Genomic DNA, 21,414 nt, shown 5'->3' with positions numbered 1-21,414 from the left:
CCACTCGCCTCCCTGAAGGCTCAGGGAGAACGGAGTGATCCCATGGCCGGCAGTCGGACACACAGCTTGTACCATCGCCGCTCCGACCGGGCGAGCAGCCTTCCGCAGGGCAGCGCCCGGTGGCACACCACGGCCGCGCGCACATGGACCCGCCCACCCGTTCGCAACCCGGACGACCATGCCCTCCGCGACCTGACGGCGCTCTCCAGAGTCCTGTTCGACACCCCGGACGAAGGCGAGATCCTGCGCCTGGCCATGGACCACATAGCCGCCGCGGGGCCATACAGCGCCGAGGCCGGATACCTCATGGTGGACGGCGACCTGGTCCCCAGCCCGAGGAACGGGCAGACGCACGCCTCGGCCGCGGGCCACAGGGTGCGGGACCTGGCCGGGCGGGACGGTCCCGTGACCGTGCCCGGCCGGCCCTGGGGCCGGGCTCTGGGGCTGCGCGGACTCGAGGGACTCCACGGCTACCTCGTGGTGACGTCCCGCTCCCGGCCCACCGAGGCCGAGCGATCCCTGCTCGCCACGCTCGTCCGGCACACCGCTGCCGCTCTGTCGGTCGCCTTCGCACACCACCGCCGACGCGAGGACGCGTTGGAGCTGCACCGGCTGAGGGACGAACGCACGGCCCTCCAGCGGCAGCTGATCTCCGTCGTGGCGGAGCTGGGGTACCAGCGGGCCGTCCACGCGCTCATGGCCGACGTGGCTGCCTCGAGCGGCGGCGAGGAAGCGATCACCCGCGCACTGCACAGGCTCACCGGACTCCCCGCGCTGGTCGAGGACCGCTTCGGCCGCCTGAGGTCCTGGACCGGCCCCGGCCGCCCCGACCCCTATCCCGAACCGGACCCCGTGCGCCAGGACGACATGCTGCACGCCGTGGCCCGTCAGGCCGGGCCGGTGAGGGTGAAGGACCGGCTGATCGCCCTGGTCCGCCCGCACGGCGAGATCCTGGGCGTGCTGGCCGTGGTCGATGCCCGGGACGAGGCCGACGAGCACACCGAGCTCGCGCTGGAACACGCCGCCGCGTCGCTCGCCCCGGAGCTGACGCACCTGCGCGATCTGGCCGAAGTGGAACTGAGGCTGCACCGCGAGCTGGTCGACGACCTGCTGGCGGGGACGGACGAGGCGAGCGCCTACGCCCGGTCCGAGGCGGTCGGACACGACCTGCACCGCAGCCACTACATCGTCGTGGTGCAGTGGCCGAACCGGACCGCGGACGATTCCTTCGCGCAGACCGTGGGACGGGCGGCCTCTGCCGTGGGCATGCGCTCGCTGCTGACCCGGCGTTCCGACCATGTGGTCCTGGTCGCCGACGACAGGCCGCACGCCCGCACGTTGTACGAGGCGCTCGCCCGGGAGACCGGGACACGCTCCGGGACGATCGGAGTGAGCGCCCCTTGCGACTCCCTGGACGACATACCCCACGGCTACGAGGAGGCGCAGCGTGCCATGGAAGTGCGCCGCCACTCACGCGAGCGCTACGGCACGACGTTCTTCGACGAGCTCGGCCTCTACCGCATCCTGGGGCCCGGCAACGATTACCGGGAGCTGGAGACGTTCGTCCAGGAGTGGCTCGGGCAGCTCATCGACTACGACTCCCGGCACCACACGGCCATGGTGGAGACCCTGTCCCGGTACTTCGACTGCGGCGGCAACTACGACGAGACCGCGGAATCCCTCGCGATCCACCGCAGCACGCTGCGCTATCGGCTCCAGCGCATCCGCGACATCAGCGGCAACGACCTCGCCGACGTCGAGGACCGGCTGAACCTCCAGGTGGCGACGCGAGTGTGGAAGATCGTGCTGGGCGGGCCCGGCTGATCGCCTCGCCAGAACCTTTGCGCGAGCGGTGTCAGGAGCAGTTGGGCGAGCCGCCCTGTCACAGAGCCGCAGTGGGTGGGTGTCCCTTCCTCGGTTCGATCCGATCGCGCGGGGGCGACTCCTGAAGGTCGAGGCACTGGGTGCCGTGGCCCGGGTACTCGGAGCCACGCCGACCCGGGTGGCACGGACGGGACACCACGCGAGCGCCGTCCGCCACAGGCCGGGACGCGGCACGGCGACGCGCGGCGGCGCCCCGAATCCGGCCGACCGGTGCTCAGCCTTCCGCGCCGTCGTCAGGAGCGCGCGAGCCGGGCCGCGAGATAGGGCGCGGTGGCGCTGCGGCGGGCCCTCGCCACCTTGGCCGGCGGACCCGCCGCGACCACCCGCCCGCCCGCGTCGCCGCCGCCCGGCCCGAGGTCGATGACCCAGTCGGCGGTGGCGATCGTGTCCAGGTCGTGCTCGACGAGGACGACCGTGTTGCCGGCGTCGACGAGCCGGTGCAGCTGTCGCAGCAGCAGCGCGATGTCCGCGGGGTGCAGCCCCGCCGTCGGCTCGTCGAGCAGGTAGAGCGCGTGCCCGCGGCGGGCCCGCTGCAGTTCGGTGGCCAGTTTGATGCGTTGGGCCTCACCACCGCTGAGTTCCGTCGCGGGCTGGCCCAGCCGCAGGTACCCCAGTCCCACCTCGCGCAACGTCTCCAGGCTGCGGGAGGCGGCCGGGACGGTCGACAGGAACTCGGCGGCGGCGTCGACGGACAGCGCCAGCACGTCCGCGATGTTCTTGCCGCGGTGGGTGACTTCCAGCGTCTCGGCGTTGTACCGGGCGCCCTCGCAGGTCGGGCACGGCGCGTAGGTGCCGGGCAGGAACAGCAGTTCGACCGCGACGAATCCTTCGCCCTGGCAGGTCTCGCACCGCCCTTCGGGGACGTTGAAGGAGAACCGCCCGGCCGAGTAGCCGCGCGCCCTGGCCTCGTCCGTCGCCGCGTACAGCTTGCGCACCGCGTCGAACATGCCCGTGTACGTGGCCAGGTTGGACCGGGGAGTCCGGCCGATGGGCCGTTGGTCGACCCGGACCAGCCGGTCGAACGACTCGACCCCCGACGCGTCCTGGACGTCGACCTCCAGCCGCGCCTCGTCGGGCTCCTCGGGTGCGAGTCCGAGGTGGCCGCGGACGACCTCGGCGAGCACCTGCGTCACCAGCGTCGACTTCCCGGAACCGGACACGCCCGTCACCGCCGTCAGTACGCAGAGCGGTACGTCGACGGACACGTCGTGCAGATTGTGGCGGGAGACGCCGCTCAGGTGCAGCCAGCCGTGCGGTGCGCGCGGGCGGTGATCGAGCGGCTGGGCGCGCCCGAACAGGTACCGGCTCGTGGCCGACTCCCCGACCCGCTCGAGACCGGCGACCGGGCCGCTGTACAGCACGCGTCCGCCGCCCTCGCCCGCGCCGGGGCCGATGTCGACCACCCAGTCCGCCCGCCGTACGACCTCCATGTCGTGCTCCACGACGAACAGCGAGTTGCCCGCCGCCTTGAGGCGGTCCAGCACGTCCAGCAGCGGTTCCGCGTCCGCCGGGTGCAGGCCCGCGGAGGGTTCGTCGAGGACGTAGACGACGCCGAACAGCCCCGAACGCAGCTGGGTGGCGATCCGCAGGCGCTGCGCCTCGCCGGGCGACAAGGTCGTCGAGCGGCGCCCGAGGCTGAGGTATCCGAGGCCCAGGTCGAGCAGTACCTCGACCCGCGCGACCAGATCGCCGCAGATCCGGACCGCGACCTCGGTCGTCTCCCCGGACCGGGCGGTCGACGTGGTGGCATCGGCCTCGGACCGCCCCGCGACGGGCCGCAGCAGCGCCACGACCTCGGTGAGCGGCATCGCGTTGATCTCGGCGATGGACCGTCCGGCGAAGGTCACGGCGAGCGCCTCGGGCCGCAGTCCGCTGCCGTGACACTCGGGGCAGGGCACACTCCTGACGAACCGGAGCGCCCGTTCGCGCATCTTCTCGCTCTTGGAGTCGGCGAGGACGTGCATGACGTGCTTGCGGGCGCTCCAGAACTTGCCCTGGTAGCCGTAGTCGACGCGGTCCTCCTCCGGCTCGATGTACACGGAGGGCTGCTCGTCCGTGTACAGCAGCCAGTCCCGGTCCTTCTTCCTGAGCCTGCGCCACGGTCGGTCGATGTCGATCCCCAGGCCGTTCACGACACTGCGCAGGTTGGCGCCCTGCCAGGCGCCCGGCCAGGCGGCGATCGCCCCCTCGCGGATGCTGAGCGAGGGGTCCGGGACGAGCAGGTCCTCGGTGACGTCGTGCACGACGCCCAGTCCGTGGCACTCCGGGCAGGCGCCGGCCGCGGTGTTGGGTGAGAACGACTCGGCCTCCAGCCGTGCGGCACGGGGCGGATAGGTGCCGGCGCGGGAGTACAGCATGCGCAGCAGATTGGACAGCGTGGTGATGGTGCCGACCGTCGAGCGCGAGCTGGGCGACCCGCGTCGCTGCTGCAGGGCCACGGCCGGTGGCAGTCCGGTGATCTCCTGTACGTGCGGTGCGCCGACCTGTTGCAACAGCCTTCGGGCGTACGGTGCCACGGACTCGAAGTAGCGCCGCTGGGCCTCCGCGTAGAGCGTGCCGAACGCGAGCGAGGACTTGCCCGAACCGGAGACGCCGGTGAAGGCGACCATCGCGTCCCGCGGAACGTCGACATCGATGTTCCGCAGGTTGTTCTCACCGGCGCCCCGGACATGCACGAAGGGGTCGGTCGCGTCCTTGTCCACCGTTCCTGACTACCTGATCGCGCCGGGAACCGCGCGACAGGCGCCGCCACCGGGCCCGCTCACACGAGCATCCGGAGAATCCCGGTATGAGCCGCTCCCGTCGAAGACGTCGCACACGGGGGCCGTCCCACCTGGGCCGGCCGCTTCGTTCGGATCATCGGATCGCTGGTCCGGGCGCTCCGTTGACCGGCGCGCCGTGGGCGCGGACGAAACCGTTGCTCCCGGCCGGGCACCGAAGCGGGGTGGCCGGTGGCGCGGCGTGCTGTGCCGACCGGGGTGGTGCGGAGCGGGCGTTCGCGGTGGCGCACGCAACCGTGGCCCGGTGGCGGAGCGGGCCCGCACGGGGTGGACGAGGAGATCCGACCGTACCGCCCGCACCTGCCGGCAGGGGCCAGCGTGTCACGCGGCGTCGGCGGTACGTCGGGGGCATCCTGGGGGCACGGGCGATCGCGGAAGCAGGCGACGAGAAGGAGTCATGCGGGTGTCGTCTCAGGGCGTTACGGTCGTGGCTCTCCTGGCGGATCCGGACGCGCCCACGGAGATCGCCCAGCGCATGGCCCGGGTGCTTCCCGCTCGGCTCGCCGACAGATCGGGCCAGGGACGACGGTTCGACGTCGAGGTGGTCAGTGAGCCCTTCACCGCGGGGACCGAGGACCAGCCCACCTTGATGCGCCGGATCATGGACCGCGGAAGAGCGGAGAGTTGGGACATCGTCGTGGCCCTCACCGACCTTCCGCTGCACTCGCACGGGCTCAAGCTCGCGGTGGATCTGAGTCACGAACACGGGTTGGCCCTGCTGTCCCTTCCCACGCTGGGGGGCTTGCGGCTGCAGACGAGGGCGCGGCGGGCCGTGGAAGAAACCGTGCTCAGCCTGGCGGGTCGGCGGGCCACCGGGGCGGAGGGACCTCCGCGGGGTCAGCCGTTGCCGGCTCCCTTCGTCAGTCGTTTCGCGCCTGTTCACCCGGGCCGGATCGGTGAGGAGGAGACCGCTGATCTTCGGTACGTCGTCAGCGGGCCGCGCGGTTACCTGAGGGTGCTCGTCGGCATGGTCCGCGCCAACCGGCCGTGGCGCTTGGTGCCGGGCTTGTCGAAAGCCCTGGCGGCCGCACTCACCACGGGAGCGGTCGCCACCGTGAACTCGACCATCTGGAACCTGGCCGAGTCCCTGAGCACGCCGCGCCTCGTGATCGCCACGGTCGGGTCTGTCGCGCTCATGATCGGCTGGCTGATCCTGGACGCGCAACTGTGGCATCGAACCGCGGAGCGCTCACCCGAGGCGAGGCAGAGGGCGAGGCTCTACAACGCCTCGACGATCATGACCGTGGGTATCGGGGTGCTCGTCTGCTACACGGGTTTGATCGTCATCAACTTGGTGTGGGCCCTGTTCATCCTCAACGGCCAGGTGTTCGCCTCCACGACAGGAACCCCGCTTCACGCCGCGGAATACTGGACGTTGTCCTGGTTCGTCGCTTCGGTCGCGACGGTGGGCGGGGCGCTGGGATCAGGCCTGGAGAGCGACGAGGCGATCCGGGCAGCCGCCTACTCCAAGCGCGAACAGGAACGCCGCCGCATGCTCCAGGACGACGGCAACTAGCCGGCGACCCGCTCCGGAGACGCGCCGGCGGTCGATGGTCGTCCGCGTACGAATATTCCGCCGATCGATCGGTGCGTGCTTGTTTCGCGTCAAGGGCGACGGGGACTCGGACGGCGCGCCGCCGGAGCGCCGAAGCCCCGCCGGGCAGGCAACGGCGGCACCACCGTTCCGCCTGAACCGGGCGAACGGCCCACAGAGGCATGCCGGAGCCATGGACCCCGTCGCGCCGACTCCCGGGAGTCAGGCTCGGTACGCCGCCCCCATCGCACCCGTGCCGCGGTCGTGCCGCGGCGCCGAAGGAAGCGATCATGAAAGCAGCGGTATACGAAGGACCGCGAACGGTCACGGTGAAGGACGTACCGGACGCGAAGATCGAACACCCTTGCGACATCATCGTCAGGATCACCACCACCAACATCTGCGGTTCGGACCTGCACATGTACGAGGGCCGCACCTCGTTCGAGTCCGGCCGCACCCTGGGACACGAGAACATGGGCCAGGTCGTGGAGGTCGGCTCGGCCGTCCGCAAGGTCCAGGTCGGCGAGTACGTGGTCCTGCCCTTCAACATCGCCTGCGGCTTCTGCAAGCAGTGCGAGCGGGGTCTGACCAACTACTGCCTGACCATGCAGCCGGAACCGGCCCTTGCCGGAGCCGCCTACGGATTCGCCGACATGGGCCCCTACCAGGGCGGCCAGGCGGAACTTCTGCGCGTGCCCTACGGCGACTTCAACGCGCTGCGTCTGGGTGAGGACGCCGCCGAGCGGCAGACCGACTACGTGATGCTCGCCGACATCTTCCCCACCGGCTATCACGCCACCGAGATGGCCCACGTCAAACCGGGTGACCAGACGATCGTCCTCGGGGCCGGTCCCGTCGGGCTGATGGCGGCCTACTCCGCCCTCCTCAAGGGCGCCGGGCGCGTCTGGGTGGCGGACCACCAGCCCGACCGGCTGCGCAAGGCGGAGGAGATCGGGGCCATCCCGATCAACACCGCAGAGCAGAACCCGGCGGAGGTCGTCAAGGAGGCCACCCTCGGTCTGGGCGCCGACAACGGCTGCGAGTGCGTCGGATATCAGGCACACGATCCCGAGGGACACGAGGACGCCAGCCTCACGCTCAACGGGCTGATCGACTCGGTCAGGTTCACGGGCGACATCGGCGTGGTGGGCGTGTTCCTGCCCCAGGACCCCGGCGGCGCGGAGGCCCAGGGCGAGCTGGAGGCGCAGGGCAAGGTCCCGATCGACTTCGGCATGATGTGGTTCAAGGGCCAGCGCATGGGCACCGGGCAGGCACCGGTGAAGAGGTACAACCGGGCGCTGCGGGACCTGATCGCCGGCGAGAGGGCGAAGCCGGGCTTCGTCGTCTCCCACGAACTCGGCCTGGACGAGGCCCCCACCGCCTACGAGCACTTCGACGCCCGTGACGAGGGCTGGACCAAGGTGGTCCTGCATCCGAACGGACACGGGAACGGCCACAAGCGGTAGGCGACCCGGGGCCGCCGTCCCGCCCGTCCTCCGGCCGGGGCTGGGGACGATCGCCCGCGCTACGGCCCGGTAGGACGGACGGCGGACGCTCAACAGTGTCCGCAGTGGCTGCACCCCGTCCAGCGGCTGCGGCCGCTGGCCTGTTCGCGGGGCGGGTGGGAGGCTTCCCTGCCCGACGGTTGCCGCACCTCAACCAGGCCGATGCGACCCGGCAGGGTGTTCCGGCTAGGCTCACACCCGTGACGTGGCTGCGGGCCTTCGGAGAGGTCGTGCGATCCGGGCTCACGATCGAGGAGACGCGGCTGGAGCCCCTGCTCGCGCTGCGCACGGCCGCTGGGATGGCGATCGTCGTCGGGCCGGCGCTGTGGCTCGTCTCCCCCGCGTATGCCGCGTCCGCCGCCCTCGGCGCCTACTCCGCGGGTGGGGCCACCTTCCAGCGCACCTGGCGTCCACGCAAGGTGATCGCGCTCGGCGCGGGCGCGGGTCTGGCGCTCAGCACCTTCGTGGGCTACCTGGCGGCGGGGCGACTTGTGACGTTCCTCCCACTGCTGGCCGTATGGGCCTTTGTCGCGGGGATGGCGTGGGCCGTCGGATCGACCACTGGGATCGTCGCAGCGACGACGGTCGGCAGCATGCTGGTGACCATCACCCTGCCCACGAGCGTCGGGCGAGCCCTGGAGCACGCCGGGGTCATCGCGCTCGGGGGCGTGGTGCAGGCCGTGCTGATCTTGCTGTTCCCGATCCGCCGTTGGGGGGCGCATCGTGACGCGCTCGCCGACGCCCTGGCCGCCGTGGCGGACTACGCCCGCCGGTTGCGGCACGACCCGACCGCCCCGTTCGACCCGGAGCCGTTGATGACGGCCCGGGACGCGGCCACCGTGACGCCGTCACAGGCCCGCACCCGTCCCCCCGTCCTCCACGGCCCCCGAGGACTCGCCGAGTGCATTCGGCCGGTCGTCGCCGCGCTCGCCGACCCGGACGTCGGCGCCCCGGCGGAGGGACCCGGGAGGGACCGCGCGCGGGAGTTGCTCGACGCGGCCGCCGACGTCCTGGATGCGGCCGCTCGTTCGATCCGCCGCGGCACTCCCGCCGAGGTGCGGCCCGAGAGCACGGACGTCCTGCGTGTCGACGAGGAGCACGAGGTGCTGGAGGGCCCAGCGCGGCAGGCCGCCGAGCGGCTCGTGGAACTGCTCGGCGAGGCGTTGGAGATCGCCGGGAGCGGCAGCGTCTCCGGGAGGACGCCCACGCCGCCCGGCTCGACGAGCGCCCAGTTCCTGGTGCGCCCGACCATGTTCCGGCTGGTCCCGGTCGTCGTCCGGGCGATCCGCCGTGAGCTCCGCCGGGACTCGCCCGTGTTCCGGCACGCCGTCCGCCTGGCAGCAGTGGCCACGCTCGGCTATCTGATCGCCGCCCGGCTGCCCCTGGGCCACAGCTACTGGGCGCCCATCGCCTCGGTGATGGTGATGCGGCCTGACTTCCACCGGACGTACGCGCGTGCGGTGGCCCGTCTCGCCGGCACCCTGGCGGGGGTTGCACTCGCCACCGGGATGGTGCGGGCCCTGGGCCCGGACGCCCATGTGTTCGGCGCGCTGGCGGTGGTCTCGGCGGGCCTGTCGTACACGCTGATCCGTACCGGCTACGCCTACTCCCAGTGCTTCACCGCCGCATACGTCGTCTTCCTGCTCGGCATGGGCGGCCAGGCATGGGAGCAGACGGTCCCGGAGCGGGTGGTGCTCACCCTGCTCGGCGGGGCCATGGCAATGCTGGCGTACCTGGTGTTCCCCGCATGGGAGACACCCCGGCTGCCGGGCCGGCTTGCGGACTGGCTCGCCGCCGACGGCCGCTACGCGGCCGCGGTGCTCCGCAACTACGCCGAACCGACCCGGGAGCATCACGCCGACATGCGCAGGGCACTGCTGGCGAGCAGGGAGGCGTATGCCGCCTGGCAGGAGGCGTACGACCGGGCAAGGCAGGAACCGGTCCGCCCCAGGGGTCTGACGTCGCGCGAGGCGCAGGAGGCGCAGGAGGCGCTCAAGGGGTTCGGCCGGGCGGCGATGCTCATGGAGAGCCACGTCCCGCGGGCCGACAGCCGTTTCGTCCCCGAGGCGGAGCGTTTCGCCGAGGCCCTGGAGGCGGACACCGCGAAGGCGGCAGTCGACGTGAGCGAGCACAGGAATCCGGACTGGGGGCGTGTGGAGGAGGCGCTCCACGCGTGGGAGGACGCTCCCGTCGGCAACCGGAGCCCGGTCGTGCGGCGCGAGGCTGAACTGCAAAAGCGGGCCTTGGAAGAGCTCGCGACGGCCGTGAGCCGCACGCCCCTGGAACGGGACGTCGGCTCTGCTCGCGAGGAGCAGCGGGTGCGGGCGGCCGTGGCGGCGGAAGGTGACGGCTCAGAACCCGCACACCGGGGTGAGTGACGAAGTCGGCCACGGGGAGCGCCGCGCCTCCGGGAGCGGCGAGTGGTCTCCCGGCCGCGTCGGGCGCCGCCACACGTATGCCTCTGTCGCCATCACGAGGCTTCAGCCCGGCCAGGGTGCTGCGGCGGTGATGCCGTTTCAGCGGTGGGGCGAGCGGTTGTCGGCGGTGGTTCCTCAATCGACGGGAAGGACGGCGAGCCGCGTGTGACCGAACCGCTCTTCAGCGCGAGGGACCGCGGGCGCGGGTGATGGTCGAGTTGCGGCAGCAGGCGGGCGGTGTGCCCCGAGCAGCGGGACGGGTCGCGCGGGCCTTCGGTGAGCTCGCCTTGGCACTCGACCCGCGGGACGTCAAACATGCGGTTGCCGCAGCCGACCTCCTCACGTGTACGGGTGCGCGCAACGGTCGGCTTGGCACAGTCGCCGCACTTGAGCAGCCCTTGAAGACGGGCCCCGTGCCGTGGGCGAGTTCTCGGGCCCGGTACGAGCCTTCCGAGCGCAAGTCAGGGATCACGCCTTGCGTCCGCATGGGGCGCCAGGTCAGCAAACGGAGTCTCTGCTGCGACGCATGCTGACCTTTTGCTGACCTCGGGCGAGCCGACAGGCGCTGACCTGCACAAACGCCCAAATTCTAGATCTTGGACTTGAACATGGTACGAAGCACGGAGCAACTCCCGTTTTGTCTGCTCCTTGCCTGCTTCTTGCAGGTCAAGGGCGGTCTCCGGAGCGTACAACGCTTCGCATGTCCGGTCATCCGTCCACGGGTGTTTCCGGACTCACACCGGCCCGTCGCCGACTCGCCCGACGAGCCGTCAGGCAGGCGCCGGGGCCGCCCCGCGTCTCCCGGCTCTTCGGACCGCGTCCTGCACGGCGAGGCGGACGAACCGCTCGTGACGACAGACGGCACCGGCGAACACTCCGGCGCGTCCGGGGCTGCCGCATTCGATTCGGATTACGTCGCGAATCGGCGCGGGAACGGAAAGGAAGCCCCTTCTCTCACGTATGTCATGAAGGGTGCTCTGCGTGTTTCATAGAGGTGTGGTCCGTGGTGCGCGACCATACGGACGCGGTGGAGCACATTTTCCGTCCGGCGGGCGCCGAGGCGCGCCGACCGCGTAGGCCGACGTGCTCGACACCGGAAAATCCGACGACGCCGAGAGCGGCCGCCGGCAGAAGGAACACCGAGACAGGAAGAAGGACGGGCATGTCCGGCAGTGAAAGCGAGAACCCGGCAATCCCCTCACCGACTCCCACACCGGCCCGGCGGCCCAGGACGAACCGGGACTGGTGGCCGGATCAGCTGGACCTCCAGGTTCTCCGACAGCACTCGCCCCGGTCGAACCCGATGGACGAGGACTTCGACTACGCGAAAGAGTTCGCGGCCCTCGACGTCGACGCGCTGAAGCGTGACGTCTTCGAGGTGATGACGGCGTCCCAGGACTGGTGGCCCGCCGACTACGGTCACTACGGGCCGCTCTTCATCCGGATGAGCTGGCATGCCGCGGGAACGTACCGCATCGCGGACGGCCGCGGCGGTGGCGGCAGCGGCGCACAGCGCTTCGCCCCCCTCAACAGCTGGCCGGACAACGCGAGCCTGGACAAGGCACGGCGTCTGCTGTGGCCGGTCAAACAGAAGTACGGCCGGGCGATCTCCTGGGCCGATCTTCTGGTTTTCGCCGGAAATTGCGCGATGGAATCCATGGGGTTCAAGACGTTCGGATTCGGGTTCGGCCGAGAGGACATCTGGGAACCCGAGGAGATCTTCTGGGGGCCCGAGGACACATGGCTCGGAGATGAACGGTACAGCGGCGACAGGGAACTCACCGGTCCTTTCGGCGCCGTGCAGATGGGGCTCATCTACGTCAATCCGGAGGGACCCGACGGAAACCCGGATCCGCTGGCCGCCGCCCAGGACATCCGGGAGACGTTCGGGCGCATGGCGATGAACGACGAGGAGACGGTCGCGCTCATCGTGGGCGGCCACACCTTCGGCAAGTGTCACGGCGCGGTCGACGCCAGTCATGTCGGCCCGGAACCCGAGGCCGCCCCGATCGAGCAGCAGGGCCTCGGCTGGCGGAACACGTACGACAGCGGCACGGGTACCCATACGCTCACCAGCGGTCTGGAGGGCGCATGGACCACCGAGCCGACCCGGTGGGACAACGGCTACCTGGACAATCTCTACGGATACGAGTGGGAGCTGACGAGCAGCCCCGCCGGCGCCCACCAGTGGACTCCCACGGATCCCGCGGCCGGGGACGCCGTGCCGGACGCCCATGATCCGTCGAAGCGGCACGCCCCCATGATGCTGACGACGGACCTGGCGCTGAAGGTGGACCCGGTCTACGGCCCGATCACGAAGAGGTTCCACGAGAACCCGGACCATCTCGCGGAGGCGTTCGCCAAGGCGTGGTACAAGCTGCTGCACCGCGACATGGGACCCGTCTCGCGCTACCTCGGCCCGTGGATTCCCGAGCCGCAGCTGTGGCAGGACCCCGTTCCCGACGTCGATCACGAACTGGTCGGGGACGAGGACGTCGCCGCCCTCAAGGCCAGGATCCTCGGTTCGGGCCTTTCCGTCTCCCAACTGGTCACCACCGCCTGGGCGTCGGCGGCGAGCTTCCGCGGCACCGACAAGCGCGGCGGGGCGAACGGAGCACGGATCCGGCTCGCGCCGCAGAAGGACTGGGAACTCAACGACGTCCCCGAGGTGGCCGAGGCGCTGCGCACGCTCGAGGGGATCCAGCAGGACTTCGACCGCTCCCAGTCGGGCGGAACGCGGGTCTCCCTCGCCGACCTGATCGTCCTCGGCGGGTGCGCGGCCGTCGAGCAGGCCGCGCGGAACGCCGGGCACGAGGTCACGGTTCCGTTCGCGCCGGGGCGTACGGACGCCTCGCAGGAGCAGACCGACGCGGCCTCGTTCGCCGTGCTGGAGCCCAAGGCGGACGCCTTCCGCAACTACCTCCCGGCGGGCGAGAAGCTGTCGCCGGAGACCCTCATGCTGGACCGCGCAAGCCTGCTGACGCTGACCGCTCCCGAGATGGCGGTGCTGATCGGCGGCATGCGGGCCCTGGACACCGGCTTCAAGGGGTCTCCCCACGGTGTCTTCACCCAGCGGCCGGGAGTCCTGACCAACGACTTCTTCGTGAACCTGCTCGACATGGGCACGGAGTGGAAGGCGTCGGCCACGGACGAGAACGTGTTCGAAGGCCGGGACCGCGCCACCGGCGAGGCCAGGTGGACCGCCACCGCCGCCGACCTGGTCTTCGGTTCGGACTCTCAGCTCCGAGCCGTCTCGGAGGTCTACGCGTCCCGGGACGCGGGAGAGAAGTTCGTGCGTGACTTCGTGGCGGCGTGGAACAAGGTGATGAATCTCGACCGGTTCGACCTCACCTGAGCCCGCCGGGGGGTCCGGCCCCGCCGCTCACGTGGCGGGGCCGGCCGTCGCGAGGGCGACGGCCGGGTACGCCGCCCAGGACGCCGCCGCCGAACCGGATGAAGGTGGCCACCGCCACCGACAGGACGATCAGGGCCTCGATCGCGGACGGCAGGCCGGTGGACGTCCGGTACCTCGCGGCGAGTCCGCCGCTGACACCCCCCCCGCTCACGGTGAACCGCCCTGGTCTGCGGCGCCGGTGGCCACCGGGCGCTCCGAGGGCAGGCCCCACTCGCTCCACGAACCGTCGTACACGGCGAGTTCGCGGTAGCCGGCCAGGGCGGCGCCGAGCGCGAGGACGCAGGCGGTGACCCCGGAGCCGCAGCTGAGGTACAGCTGCTCCCGGTCCCCGGCCGCCGCCTCGAACGCCGTACGCAGCTCGTCCGCCGGACGCATCTCGCCGCCGTCGCGCTGGAGTTCACCGAAGGGGAGGCTGACGGAGCCCGGCATGTGGCCGCCGCGCAGGCCCGGTCGGGGCTCCGGGGCGGTGCCCGCGTAGCGCTCCCGGGTCCGTGCGTCGAGTACGGCGGCACGCGGGTCGGCGAGGGCGGCGGCGACGGTGTCGGCGTCCACGACCAGGCCGGGCCGGGGCCGGGCGGTGAACGTGCCGCGCGGGCCGTCGTACGCGGCGGGCCCGGCGTCGACCGGGTGACCGGCCGCGGTCCAGGCGGGCAGTCCGCCGTCGAGGACGGCGGCCCGGTCGAAGCCCATGGCGCGCAGCATCCACCAGGCGCGGGCGCTGGAGTAGACGCCCTGGGCGTCGTAGACGACGACCGTGTCGGTGTCGTGCGCGCCGAGGGTGCGCAGCGCCTCGGTGAGTTCCCGGGCGCCGGGCATGGTGTGCGGCAGCGCGGAGGTCCGGTCGGACAGGTCTCCCTCGAGGTCGAAGGGGCGGGCGCCGGGGATGCGGGGGCCGGCGCCCCGGCGGGCGCCGACGGAGACCTCGAAGAGGACCAGGCCCTCCTTCCCGAGCCGCCCGGCCACCCAGTCCGCCCGGACGAGCGGGCCGGGCAGGCCGATGGCGTCGGTTTCAGGGGGCGTTGTGGCGCTCATGCGATACCTCCAAAGGAATGGGCGGGCCGTCGGCGGGAGTTGTCGGAGAGTCGGCCCGCCACGCGTTCGAGATCGGCGGACACATCCTCCTCGCCGCCCCCGTCGACCACATGACCGGCCGGGTACAGAACGGACTTCACCCCGGCGGCCCGACCGGCCGTCACCGGCACGAGGTCCGAAAAGGCTCAGTGTGCCGGACTCTCTTGAGCGACGAAATTCGGGCGTGCGCCGAGATCCGGCGCATCGTATTCGCGGTGGAAGGTGGGGGTGGTGCTGCCGGACAGCGGAGGATTGATCCAGGACCATTGCGCGGGAACGGACCTTCCCGCGGCCTCCTCCCGCTCGATGTGGTGGATGAACTGCTGAGCCGCCGTGTGGTGATCGAGGATGTGCACGCCCGCGCTGCGATAACTGTGCTGCACCGCGTACGTCAGCTCGACCAGGGCACGGTCCTTCCAGAGGGTGCGATCGTGGGAGATGTCCAGCCCCATCTTCCGGGCGACGGTGGGCAGCATGTCGTAGCGGGATGTGTCGCTGAAGTTCCGCGCCCCGATCTCGGAGCTCAGGTACCAGCCGCTGAAAGGCGCCGCGGTATAGGTGACGCCTCCTATGACCAGAGCCATGTTGGAGACGGCCGGGTTCGCCATCCATTTGAGGCCCAGGTCACCGAACCACGGATATTCGGGATGGCTGATGGGCACTTCGAGCACCGCGTCCTGAGGCACTTCGTAGAACGCCGGCCCGTGGCCGGGAACATGCAGGACGAGGGGGAGCAGGTCGAAGGCCGTCCCGGCGCCCTCCCAGCCGGCGCGCACGACATGTTCGGTCAGCTCGCAGTGCAGGGGGTCCCCCAGCACCGAGCCGTCCCGACGGCGGTACCCGGCATAGCGGAGCAGTTGTGGATTGAGCACCCGAACGGCCGCGCCGTCCGGCCGCTGCTGCGGGAACACGGAGATGACGGCTTTCAGGCGACCGTTGTTCGTCGAGTGGCGCAGGTGTTCCCAGCAGGCCTCGGCGATGCCGTCAGGGGTCGTACGGTCGCGGAAATCGAGCAGCTGGAGCGCTCGCCAATTCGTTCGCCCCACGCACCGGGCGTGGTTGCGCCAAGCGATCCTCGCGCCGGTCTCCAACTCCGCACGTGTATGCCGGTAGGTTCCGGTCGCTTCGATCTCGGAGCGAACCGCTCTCAGCCGCGAGGCGTCGTGCAGCCGTGACAACTCGGGCAACGCGAAGAACTCCTCGGCCTGCTGCACGACTTCCTCGGCCGCGAGCACACTCGGGACCTTGACCTCAAGTGGCGCGGACTGGTTCGACACGTCTGTGTTCTCCCGTGAACGATTTCCTGACGGGTGTGCGGGTGCCGGGTCCCGAAGGCGGGGTCACCGCGATCCGGAGAGTCCCTCGCAGAAACCGGCGAAGCGGCTGAGCAGCGCGCCGCACCCCTGCCCCGACGGGAGGCAGGACGTGGCGGACACGTGGATCTCGTCGTTCCTCGGCTCCGCGGCGATCACCACGGGGAACATGGACCGCACGGGCAGGAGGAGGGGTTCGGACCGCACCCCGAGGGAAAGAGCGGGGGCACCGTTCTCCTGGTAGCTGAAGGAGACACCGAAGAGCGGGCTCCCGCGGCGGGCGGGTGTGACCGCCGCCGCCACCTTCGCGACGGGCAGCTCTCCGTGCAGGATCCCGTCGAGAACCTGTTCGGCGACGTTGTGGAGCAGTGCGGCCGGGTCTCCCCCTCGGGGAGGAAGACGCGTTCTGATGCAGAGCGTGTTCATCAGGGGGGCGCACACATTGCTCGAAAGGCCGGACCGGGGGAAGGCGTACGAGACCCCCACCACGAGGTCGTCCTCTCCCGTCCACGCGTGATACGCCGCCATGAAGCAGGAGAGCAGGACGCTGTGGAGGGTGCACTGCTGCCGGAGGGCGATCCGGCGCAACCGCTCCGTGAGGGCGGCCGGAAGGCGGATCTCGTCATGGCGGTGGGGACCTCCCCCCTTCAGGGGCGGCTCGGGGAGCGCTTCGAGCTTTTCGGCCCAGTACGCGGTGCTGTCGTGCCGGGCCTCGCCGTCACGCCGACGTCGCTCCTGAAGCACGCGGACCAGGGGCGTGGCCGTGACCAGCGGGTACTCACCCGACTCACGGCGGGTGTAGAACTCCGAGAGGTCCCTCAGGAGTACCTGGGCCGAGACCCAGTCGACGAGCATGTGATGGTTCATCAGTACGAAGAAGTGTCCCTCCTCGCCCGCTTCGCCGTAGGTGCACAGGAACGCCTTCCACAAGGGCGCGTCGGGGTCGGCGAGCAGCGGCTCCTCGATGGCCTCGCGAAGTCGCGCCAGGGCGGAACGCTCGTCCGCCGCGCGGAGGCGGACAAGACGCGACCCGGTCTTCTCGGCCATGCGGAATCCCAGGTCGTCGCCCTCGAAGGAGAGGGTCCCCCGCAGCAGGGGGTGACGGGCCGCCAGGTCCCGTAGTGCCAGGTCGAGCGTCCGGGGTGAGAGGGACGCGCCGAGCTTCCACGCCAGCGGGCAGTGGAAGGCGTTGCCGCCCCCGGAGAGCTCGTCGGCGACGTAGAACGCCATCTGCATGTCACTGAGTGCGACGAAGTCCGTCTCGGGCAGGTCGAGCTGCCGGGGCGGCCGCGGCAGAACCCCTTCGACCAGCGATACGAGGCTGGGTGCGCGCAGCACCGCGGCCGGGTTGAGGTCGACGTCGAACCTCGTGGAGACGAGCGCGGCGAGCCGGACCGCCATCACGGAGTTCATGCCGGCCTCGATGGGCGAGAGCAGCAGGGACGGGACCCTGCGTCCGAGGATCTCGTCGCACGTCCCGACGAGCCAGGACTCGGCGTCGGTCATGCGTTCTCCACGCCGGAGGCCGTGATCCACCGGCGGACGGCCGTGGCATCGGGTTTGCCCGACGGCAGTACGGGGAGGCCGGGAAGGACGTAGAAGAGGTCGGGCACCATGTAGCCGGGGAGAACCGCGCCGAGATGCCTGCGCAGTGACTGCTCCTGGTCGGCGGGCAGCGTCGCGAGCGGCCGCCCGTCGGCCGCTCCGGCCGTCATCCGTTCGACCTGCGTGCGCGCGACCGCGCAGGCCAGCAGCTGCGTGCCGGAGGGGGCGCGCACCGCGGCCACGAAAGCGCGGTGCACGTCCGGACTCGTCTCCAGGCCGCGTCTGATCTCGTTGAGATTGACCCGGTGCCCGCGGACCTTCACCTCGTCGTCGCGCCGGCCGTCGAAGAGGATCACGCCGTCGGGCCGGCGGCTGCCCCAGTCACCGGTGCGGTAGTAGCGTGTTCCGCCCTGTTCGAGGAAGGCGCGTTCCTCTTCCCCGGGCCGGTTGAGGTACCCGACCATGAGCTGGTCACCGGCGATGAGGATCTCGCCCGGGCCGTCCTCGTCCACCCGTCCGTCCTCGTCGCGGAAGCGGATGCGGGTGCCCGGCAGCGGCGTGCCGATGGGGTAGAACTCGGTGCGGTCCGGTTCCCGTTCGCTGATGCAGTGGTTGATCACCGCGCACGTGGCTTCGCACGGACCGTACGCGTTGATCACCACCAGGTTCGGGGCCGCGGCCAGCCATCGCTGGACCGTCCGCGGATCGATGATCTCCGCGCCGGTGAGCAGCGCGGTCAGGGTGGACAGGTCGTAGCCGCTGAAGTCCTTGCTCTCGTCGGCGAGCAGCGTCATCGTCGATCCCACCGACGACATGTGCGTGATGCGGTGCTCGGTCACGATGCCGAGGGTGACCTCCGGTGTCGGGATCGCCGGCCCGATGTGGACGACCGCCCCCAGGCGCAAGGGCAGCAGGACGTCGAAGAGAGACACGTCGAAGTGCAGTGCGGCCACATTGAGGCACCGCGAGTCGGGGCCCATCTTCGACAGCTCGTTGAAGCCGGCGTGGAAGGCGTGAACGGCCGCGTAGGACAGCTGCACCCCCTTGGGGCGCCCGGTGCTCCCCGAGGTGTACAGACAGAGGGCCACCGAGCTCTCCGCGATCTCCGTGGGCAGCTCGGCGTCCCCGGCCACGGCCGGCATCGTCCGCAGGTCGGCCGGAACCGTGGCGCCCTTCGCCCGCAGGGCCTTCGCCAGTTCCTCGTCGCGTGCGGTGGAGGTCAGCACGACGGGGCACCGGGCGTCCTCCACGAGACCGGCGAGACGAGCCGTCGGAGCCCTGGGATCCAGGGGGACGTACGCCGCTCCCGCCCGCATGACGGCGAACATGGCGACGACCGACGCGGCGGTCTTGTGCGCGGTGAACCCCACGCGCTGCCCCGGTTCGACCCCGTTCGCCACGAGCCAACGGGCCACCCGCCGGACTTCCGCGTGGAACTCCGCGTAGCTCAGCTCCCCGTCGCTGGCGGAGAGGGCCGGGGACGACGGCCGGAGCTCGGCGTTGTCGATGAGATCCTGAAGCAGTGCGGGAAGTGGCACAGATTCCTCCATGGCGGGCCGTGCGGCCGGTCTCTGGGATCTTCGCGGGGCCGGTGGGTCGGAGCCCCCGGGAGCACCGGGGCGGACCGGCGGTCTCGCCGTCGGCCGCTCTCCGCTCCGGCGGTCCGGGCGAGCGGGTCAGCGCAGGACCACGGGCAGCCGTTCGATGCCCCACATGAAGTTGGACCGCAGCCGCTCGACGGGCCCGGCAAGCTCCAAGTGCGTCACCTTCTCGGCCAGCACCTGGAGCAGGACCTTCAACTCCACCCTGGCCAGCGGTGCCCCGAGACAGAAGTGCGGGCCGATCCCGAACGTCAGGTGCCGGTTCTGGTCGCGGCCGAGGTCGAACCTGTCCGGATCGGGGAACACCGTCTCGTCCCGGTTGACCGAGGAGTTCCAGATGGCGACGGCCTCCCCGGCGCGGACGAGCCGGCCACCGACCTCGACGTCCTTCTTGGCGACGCGCAGGACGTGCAGGGCGGGGCTGGTGTAGCGCAGGACCTCGTCGACCGCGGACTCGATGCTCACCTCCCCGCCGCGCAGCCGGTGCCATTCGCCGGGGTTCTGGATGAGTGCCAGCAGCCCGGCGGCGGAGGCGTGGCGGGTCGTCTCGTTGGCGCCGGTGAGCAGACCGTCGCAGTTGAGCAGGACCTCCTCGTCGGTGAGTCTGCGTCCGCCCAGGTCCCCCTGGATGAGCGCGCTGACCACATCGCTCCCGGGGGCGCGCCTCCGCTGCTCCACGAGCTCGGTGTAGTAGAGGAATATCTCCGCGTGGGCTTCGGTCTTCTCCATGGTTCCCATGGGGCACTTCGCCTCGCCGCCCACCGAGGCTCCGAACGCCTTGCTGGTCAGGTCGATCATCATGGCCCGTTCCGACTGGGGCACGTCCATGATGTCGCAGATGATCGCCGCCGGCAGGACCGCGGCGATCTCGCTGACGAAGTCCACGACGTCGTTGCGCAGCGCTTCGTCCACGAGCGGTTCGATCACCCTGCGCATGGAGGCCTCCAGAGTGGAGACGACCCTGGGCAGGAAGGCCGAGTTCATCAGCTGCCGCAGCCGGGGATGGGTGGGCGGGTCGGTGACGATGAGCATCTTGCCCGCCGCCGCCTCGACGGCGGCCGGGTCGGAGTCGATGCGCATGCCGAGTTCGGAGGTGAACGCGTCGGTGTTCCGATAGACCTCGAGGGCGGGCCGGTAGGACATGACGGCCCAGAACCCGGGGCCCGGAGGGTGGTTGTTCCAGTGGACCGGAGACGTGGCACGCAGGTGCGCCCACAGGGCCACCGGATCTCCGGATTCGTAGAGTTCCGGGTCCGCCACGTCGATCGTCGCCGGGTCGATCGTCGTGGGATCGATCGTGTCGACCACGATCAGCCTGCCTTTCGTACGGCGAAGACCTCGTAGATCTCCGTGTCCGCGAGCAATGCGTCCTGTTCGACCGCGACGTCGAATCCGTGGTCCGCCAGGAGCGAGACGAACGCCTTCAACGTGCCGTCGAGGTCATGGACCTCGGCGACGACCTGGCGGACCTTCGGCCAGTCCGCCTCCTCCAGGCCCTGGAGCACCTCCAGTTCGCTCTTCTCCACATCGATCTTGAGCAGGTCGATCGAGGTGGTGCCGTGCTCGGCGATGACCTGGGACAGGGTCCGCACCGGGCACTCGATCTCGACGGTGTCGTGCCGGCCGGCCAGCATGTCCTCCACGTCCTCGTCGTCGAAACCGCTCCGGACCAGGAAGGTCCGGGTCAGGTCCGCTTCCGACCGGGCGTCGGCGTGGAAGCCGGACATCACGGTGGAGTCGGGGTAGTACGTCAGACGGCCGGTTCCGGCGTGGTCGGACAGGGCGCACCGGGTGGCCGTGGCGTCGATCCCGTGCGCGTCGATGTTGGCGCTCAGCGCGGCGTACGGGATCGGCGCCGGCTCGAAGGCGTGGAAGGTGAGCCCGGGGCATTCCGTGTGGAAGAAGAGGGTCGACATGCCGATGTTGGCGCCGACGTCGAAGACGGTGCCGCCGGGAGACAACGTGATGCCGTGCTGCATGTAGCACCGCTCGGCGAAGATGTCCCGGTAGAGCAACGCCGTCTCCCCCACGCTGACGTGGGAGACGGCCAGCCCGTTGGGCAGGTTCATCGTCTGCGTCGTCGTCATGCCGCCGAACCCCCCAGGGCCTTCCGCAGGCTCAGCGGGCGCATGTCGGTCCAGTGCTCGTCGACGTAGCGGACGCACTCGTCCTCGGTACCGGTGAAGTCCGCCGGACGCCACCCGTCCGGCAGGGGAAGCTCGGCGGGGAACAGGCCGTACTGCTCCTCGGCGTTGACCAGGACGGTCCAGCGCTCGGGGCCGTTGTCGCTCATGTGTGATTCCTCCGGTGTGATGTGGTGTCGTGTGCTGATCTCGGCCGGGCGGCGGG

General features: G+C 70.7%; 14 protein-coding genes. 5 read left to right on the top strand and 9 right to left on the bottom strand.

Annotated features, from left to right (window positions below; translation table 11 throughout):
• Positions 1-42: 42 nt before the first annotated feature.
• Entirely contained in the window at positions 43-1,824 is a 1,782-nt protein-coding gene (locus tag CW362_RS02375) for a PucR family transcriptional regulator (RefSeq protein WP_103547633.1), read from the top strand.
• Between the two features lie 293 nt (positions 1,825-2,117).
• On the opposite strand, the gene uvrA is transcribed toward CW362_RS02375, so the two are convergent.
• Complete coding sequence (uvrA, locus tag CW362_RS02365; RefSeq protein WP_103547632.1) at positions 2,118-4,586, bottom strand: excinuclease ABC subunit UvrA; 2,469 nt, start codon at positions 4,584-4,586, stop codon at positions 2,118-2,120.
• A 475-nt stretch (positions 4,587-5,061) separates the two neighbouring features.
• Here uvrA and CW362_RS02360 point away from each other — a divergent pair, with 475 nt between their 5' ends.
• From CW362_RS02360 to katG, 4 genes are all read left to right on the top strand, one after another.
• Positions 5,062-6,180 (top strand): hypothetical protein, encoded by a 1,119-nt coding sequence (locus CW362_RS02360; RefSeq protein ID WP_206300839.1) that lies wholly within the window; start codon positions 5,062-5,064, stop codon positions 6,178-6,180.
• Between the two features lie 308 nt (positions 6,181-6,488).
• A complete protein-coding gene (locus tag CW362_RS02355) occupies positions 6,489-7,664 on the top strand; it encodes a glutathione-independent formaldehyde dehydrogenase (protein ID WP_103547631.1) in 1,176 nt (391 codons plus the stop codon).
• Between the two features lie 239 nt (positions 7,665-7,903).
• Positions 7,904-10,081 (top strand): FUSC family protein, encoded by a 2,178-nt coding sequence (locus tag CW362_RS02350; RefSeq protein ID WP_103547630.1) that lies wholly within the window; start codon positions 7,904-7,906, stop codon positions 10,079-10,081.
• Between the two features lie 1,201 nt (positions 10,082-11,282).
• Positions 11,283-13,475 (top strand): catalase/peroxidase HPI, encoded by a 2,193-nt coding sequence (gene katG / locus CW362_RS02345; protein ID WP_103547629.1) that lies wholly within the window; start codon positions 11,283-11,285, stop codon positions 13,473-13,475.
• Here the strand turns inward: katG and CW362_RS02340 are convergent.
• The 8 genes from CW362_RS02340 to CW362_RS02305 form a co-directional block, all read right to left on the bottom strand.
• The gene (locus tag CW362_RS02340; protein WP_103547628.1) at positions 13,468-13,686 is read right to left on the bottom strand and encodes a hypothetical protein; all 219 of its coding nucleotides are present in this window, start codon (positions 13,684-13,686) and stop codon (positions 13,468-13,470) included. The two genes, katG and CW362_RS02340, sit on opposite strands and share 8 nt — an antisense overlap.
• Positions 13,683-14,567 (bottom strand): sulfurtransferase, encoded by an 885-nt coding sequence (locus CW362_RS02335; RefSeq protein ID WP_103547627.1) that lies wholly within the window; start codon positions 14,565-14,567, stop codon positions 13,683-13,685. Before CW362_RS02335 ends, CW362_RS02340 begins: the two co-directional genes overlap by 4 nt.
• Positions 14,568-14,752: 185 nt before the next feature.
• Positions 14,753-15,883: a nitric oxide synthase oxygenase gene (locus CW362_RS02330; RefSeq protein WP_103547625.1), complete on the bottom strand. Its 1,131-nt coding sequence runs from the start codon at positions 15,881-15,883 to the stop codon at positions 14,753-14,755.
• 63 nt (positions 15,884-15,946) lie between these two features.
• Positions 15,947-17,425, bottom strand: coding sequence for a condensation domain-containing protein (locus tag CW362_RS02325; protein WP_103547623.1), 1,479 nt, complete (start codon positions 17,423-17,425; stop codon positions 15,947-15,949).
• Positions 17,422-19,002, bottom strand: a complete 1,581-nt coding sequence (locus CW362_RS02320; protein WP_162683944.1) for an amino acid adenylation domain-containing protein — start codon at positions 19,000-19,002, stop codon at positions 17,422-17,424. The genes CW362_RS02325 and CW362_RS02320 overlap by 4 nt, the downstream gene beginning before the upstream one ends.
• Before the next feature lie 138 nt (positions 19,003-19,140).
• Positions 19,141-20,373, bottom strand: coding sequence for a cytochrome P450 (locus tag CW362_RS02315; protein WP_240657619.1), 1,233 nt, complete (start codon positions 20,371-20,373; stop codon positions 19,141-19,143).
• A gap of 2 nt (positions 20,374-20,375) precedes the next feature.
• Positions 20,376-21,152, bottom strand: coding sequence for an FkbM family methyltransferase (locus CW362_RS02310; protein ID WP_103547620.1), 777 nt, complete (start codon positions 21,150-21,152; stop codon positions 20,376-20,378).
• Positions 21,149-21,358: an MbtH family protein gene (locus CW362_RS02305; protein ID WP_103547618.1), complete on the bottom strand. Its 210-nt coding sequence runs from the start codon at positions 21,356-21,358 to the stop codon at positions 21,149-21,151. The genes CW362_RS02310 and CW362_RS02305 overlap by 4 nt, the downstream gene beginning before the upstream one ends.
• Between the last annotated feature and the right edge of the window lie 56 nt (positions 21,359-21,414).

Source organism: Streptomyces populi (assembly GCF_002911015.1).
In the GTDB taxonomy this organism is placed as follows: domain Bacteria; phylum Actinomycetota; class Actinomycetes; order Streptomycetales; family Streptomycetaceae; genus Streptomyces; species Streptomyces populi.
This window is presented reverse-complemented; position numbering and strand designations above follow the sequence as displayed.

Bases quoted from the DNA above. Each gene is read 5' to 3' on its own strand.
- CW362_RS02375 (WP_103547633.1), top strand. From the start codon at position 43: ATGGCCGGCAGTCGGACACACAGCTTGTACCATCGCCGCTCCGACCGG.
- CW362_RS02360 (WP_206300839.1), top strand. From the start codon at position 5,062: ATGCGGGTGTCGTCTCAGGGCGTTACGGTCGTGGCTCTCCTGGCGGAT.
- CW362_RS02355 (WP_103547631.1), top strand. From the start codon at position 6,489: ATGAAAGCAGCGGTATACGAAGGACCGCGAACGGTCACGGTGAAGGAC.
- katG (WP_103547629.1), top strand. From the start codon at position 11,283: ATGTCCGGCAGTGAAAGCGAGAACCCGGCAATCCCCTCACCGACTCCC.
- CW362_RS02335 (WP_103547627.1), bottom strand. From the start codon at position 14,567: ATGAGCGCCACAACGCCCCCTGAAACCGACGCCATCGGCCTGCCCGGC.
- CW362_RS02325 (WP_103547623.1), bottom strand. From the start codon at position 17,425: ATGACCGACGCCGAGTCCTGGCTCGTCGGGACGTGCGACGAGATCCTC.
- CW362_RS02310 (WP_103547620.1), bottom strand. From the start codon at position 21,152: ATGACGACGACGCAGACGATGAACCTGCCCAACGGGCTGGCCGTCTCC.
- CW362_RS02305 (WP_103547618.1), bottom strand. From the start codon at position 21,358: ATGAGCGACAACGGCCCCGAGCGCTGGACCGTCCTGGTCAACGCCGAG.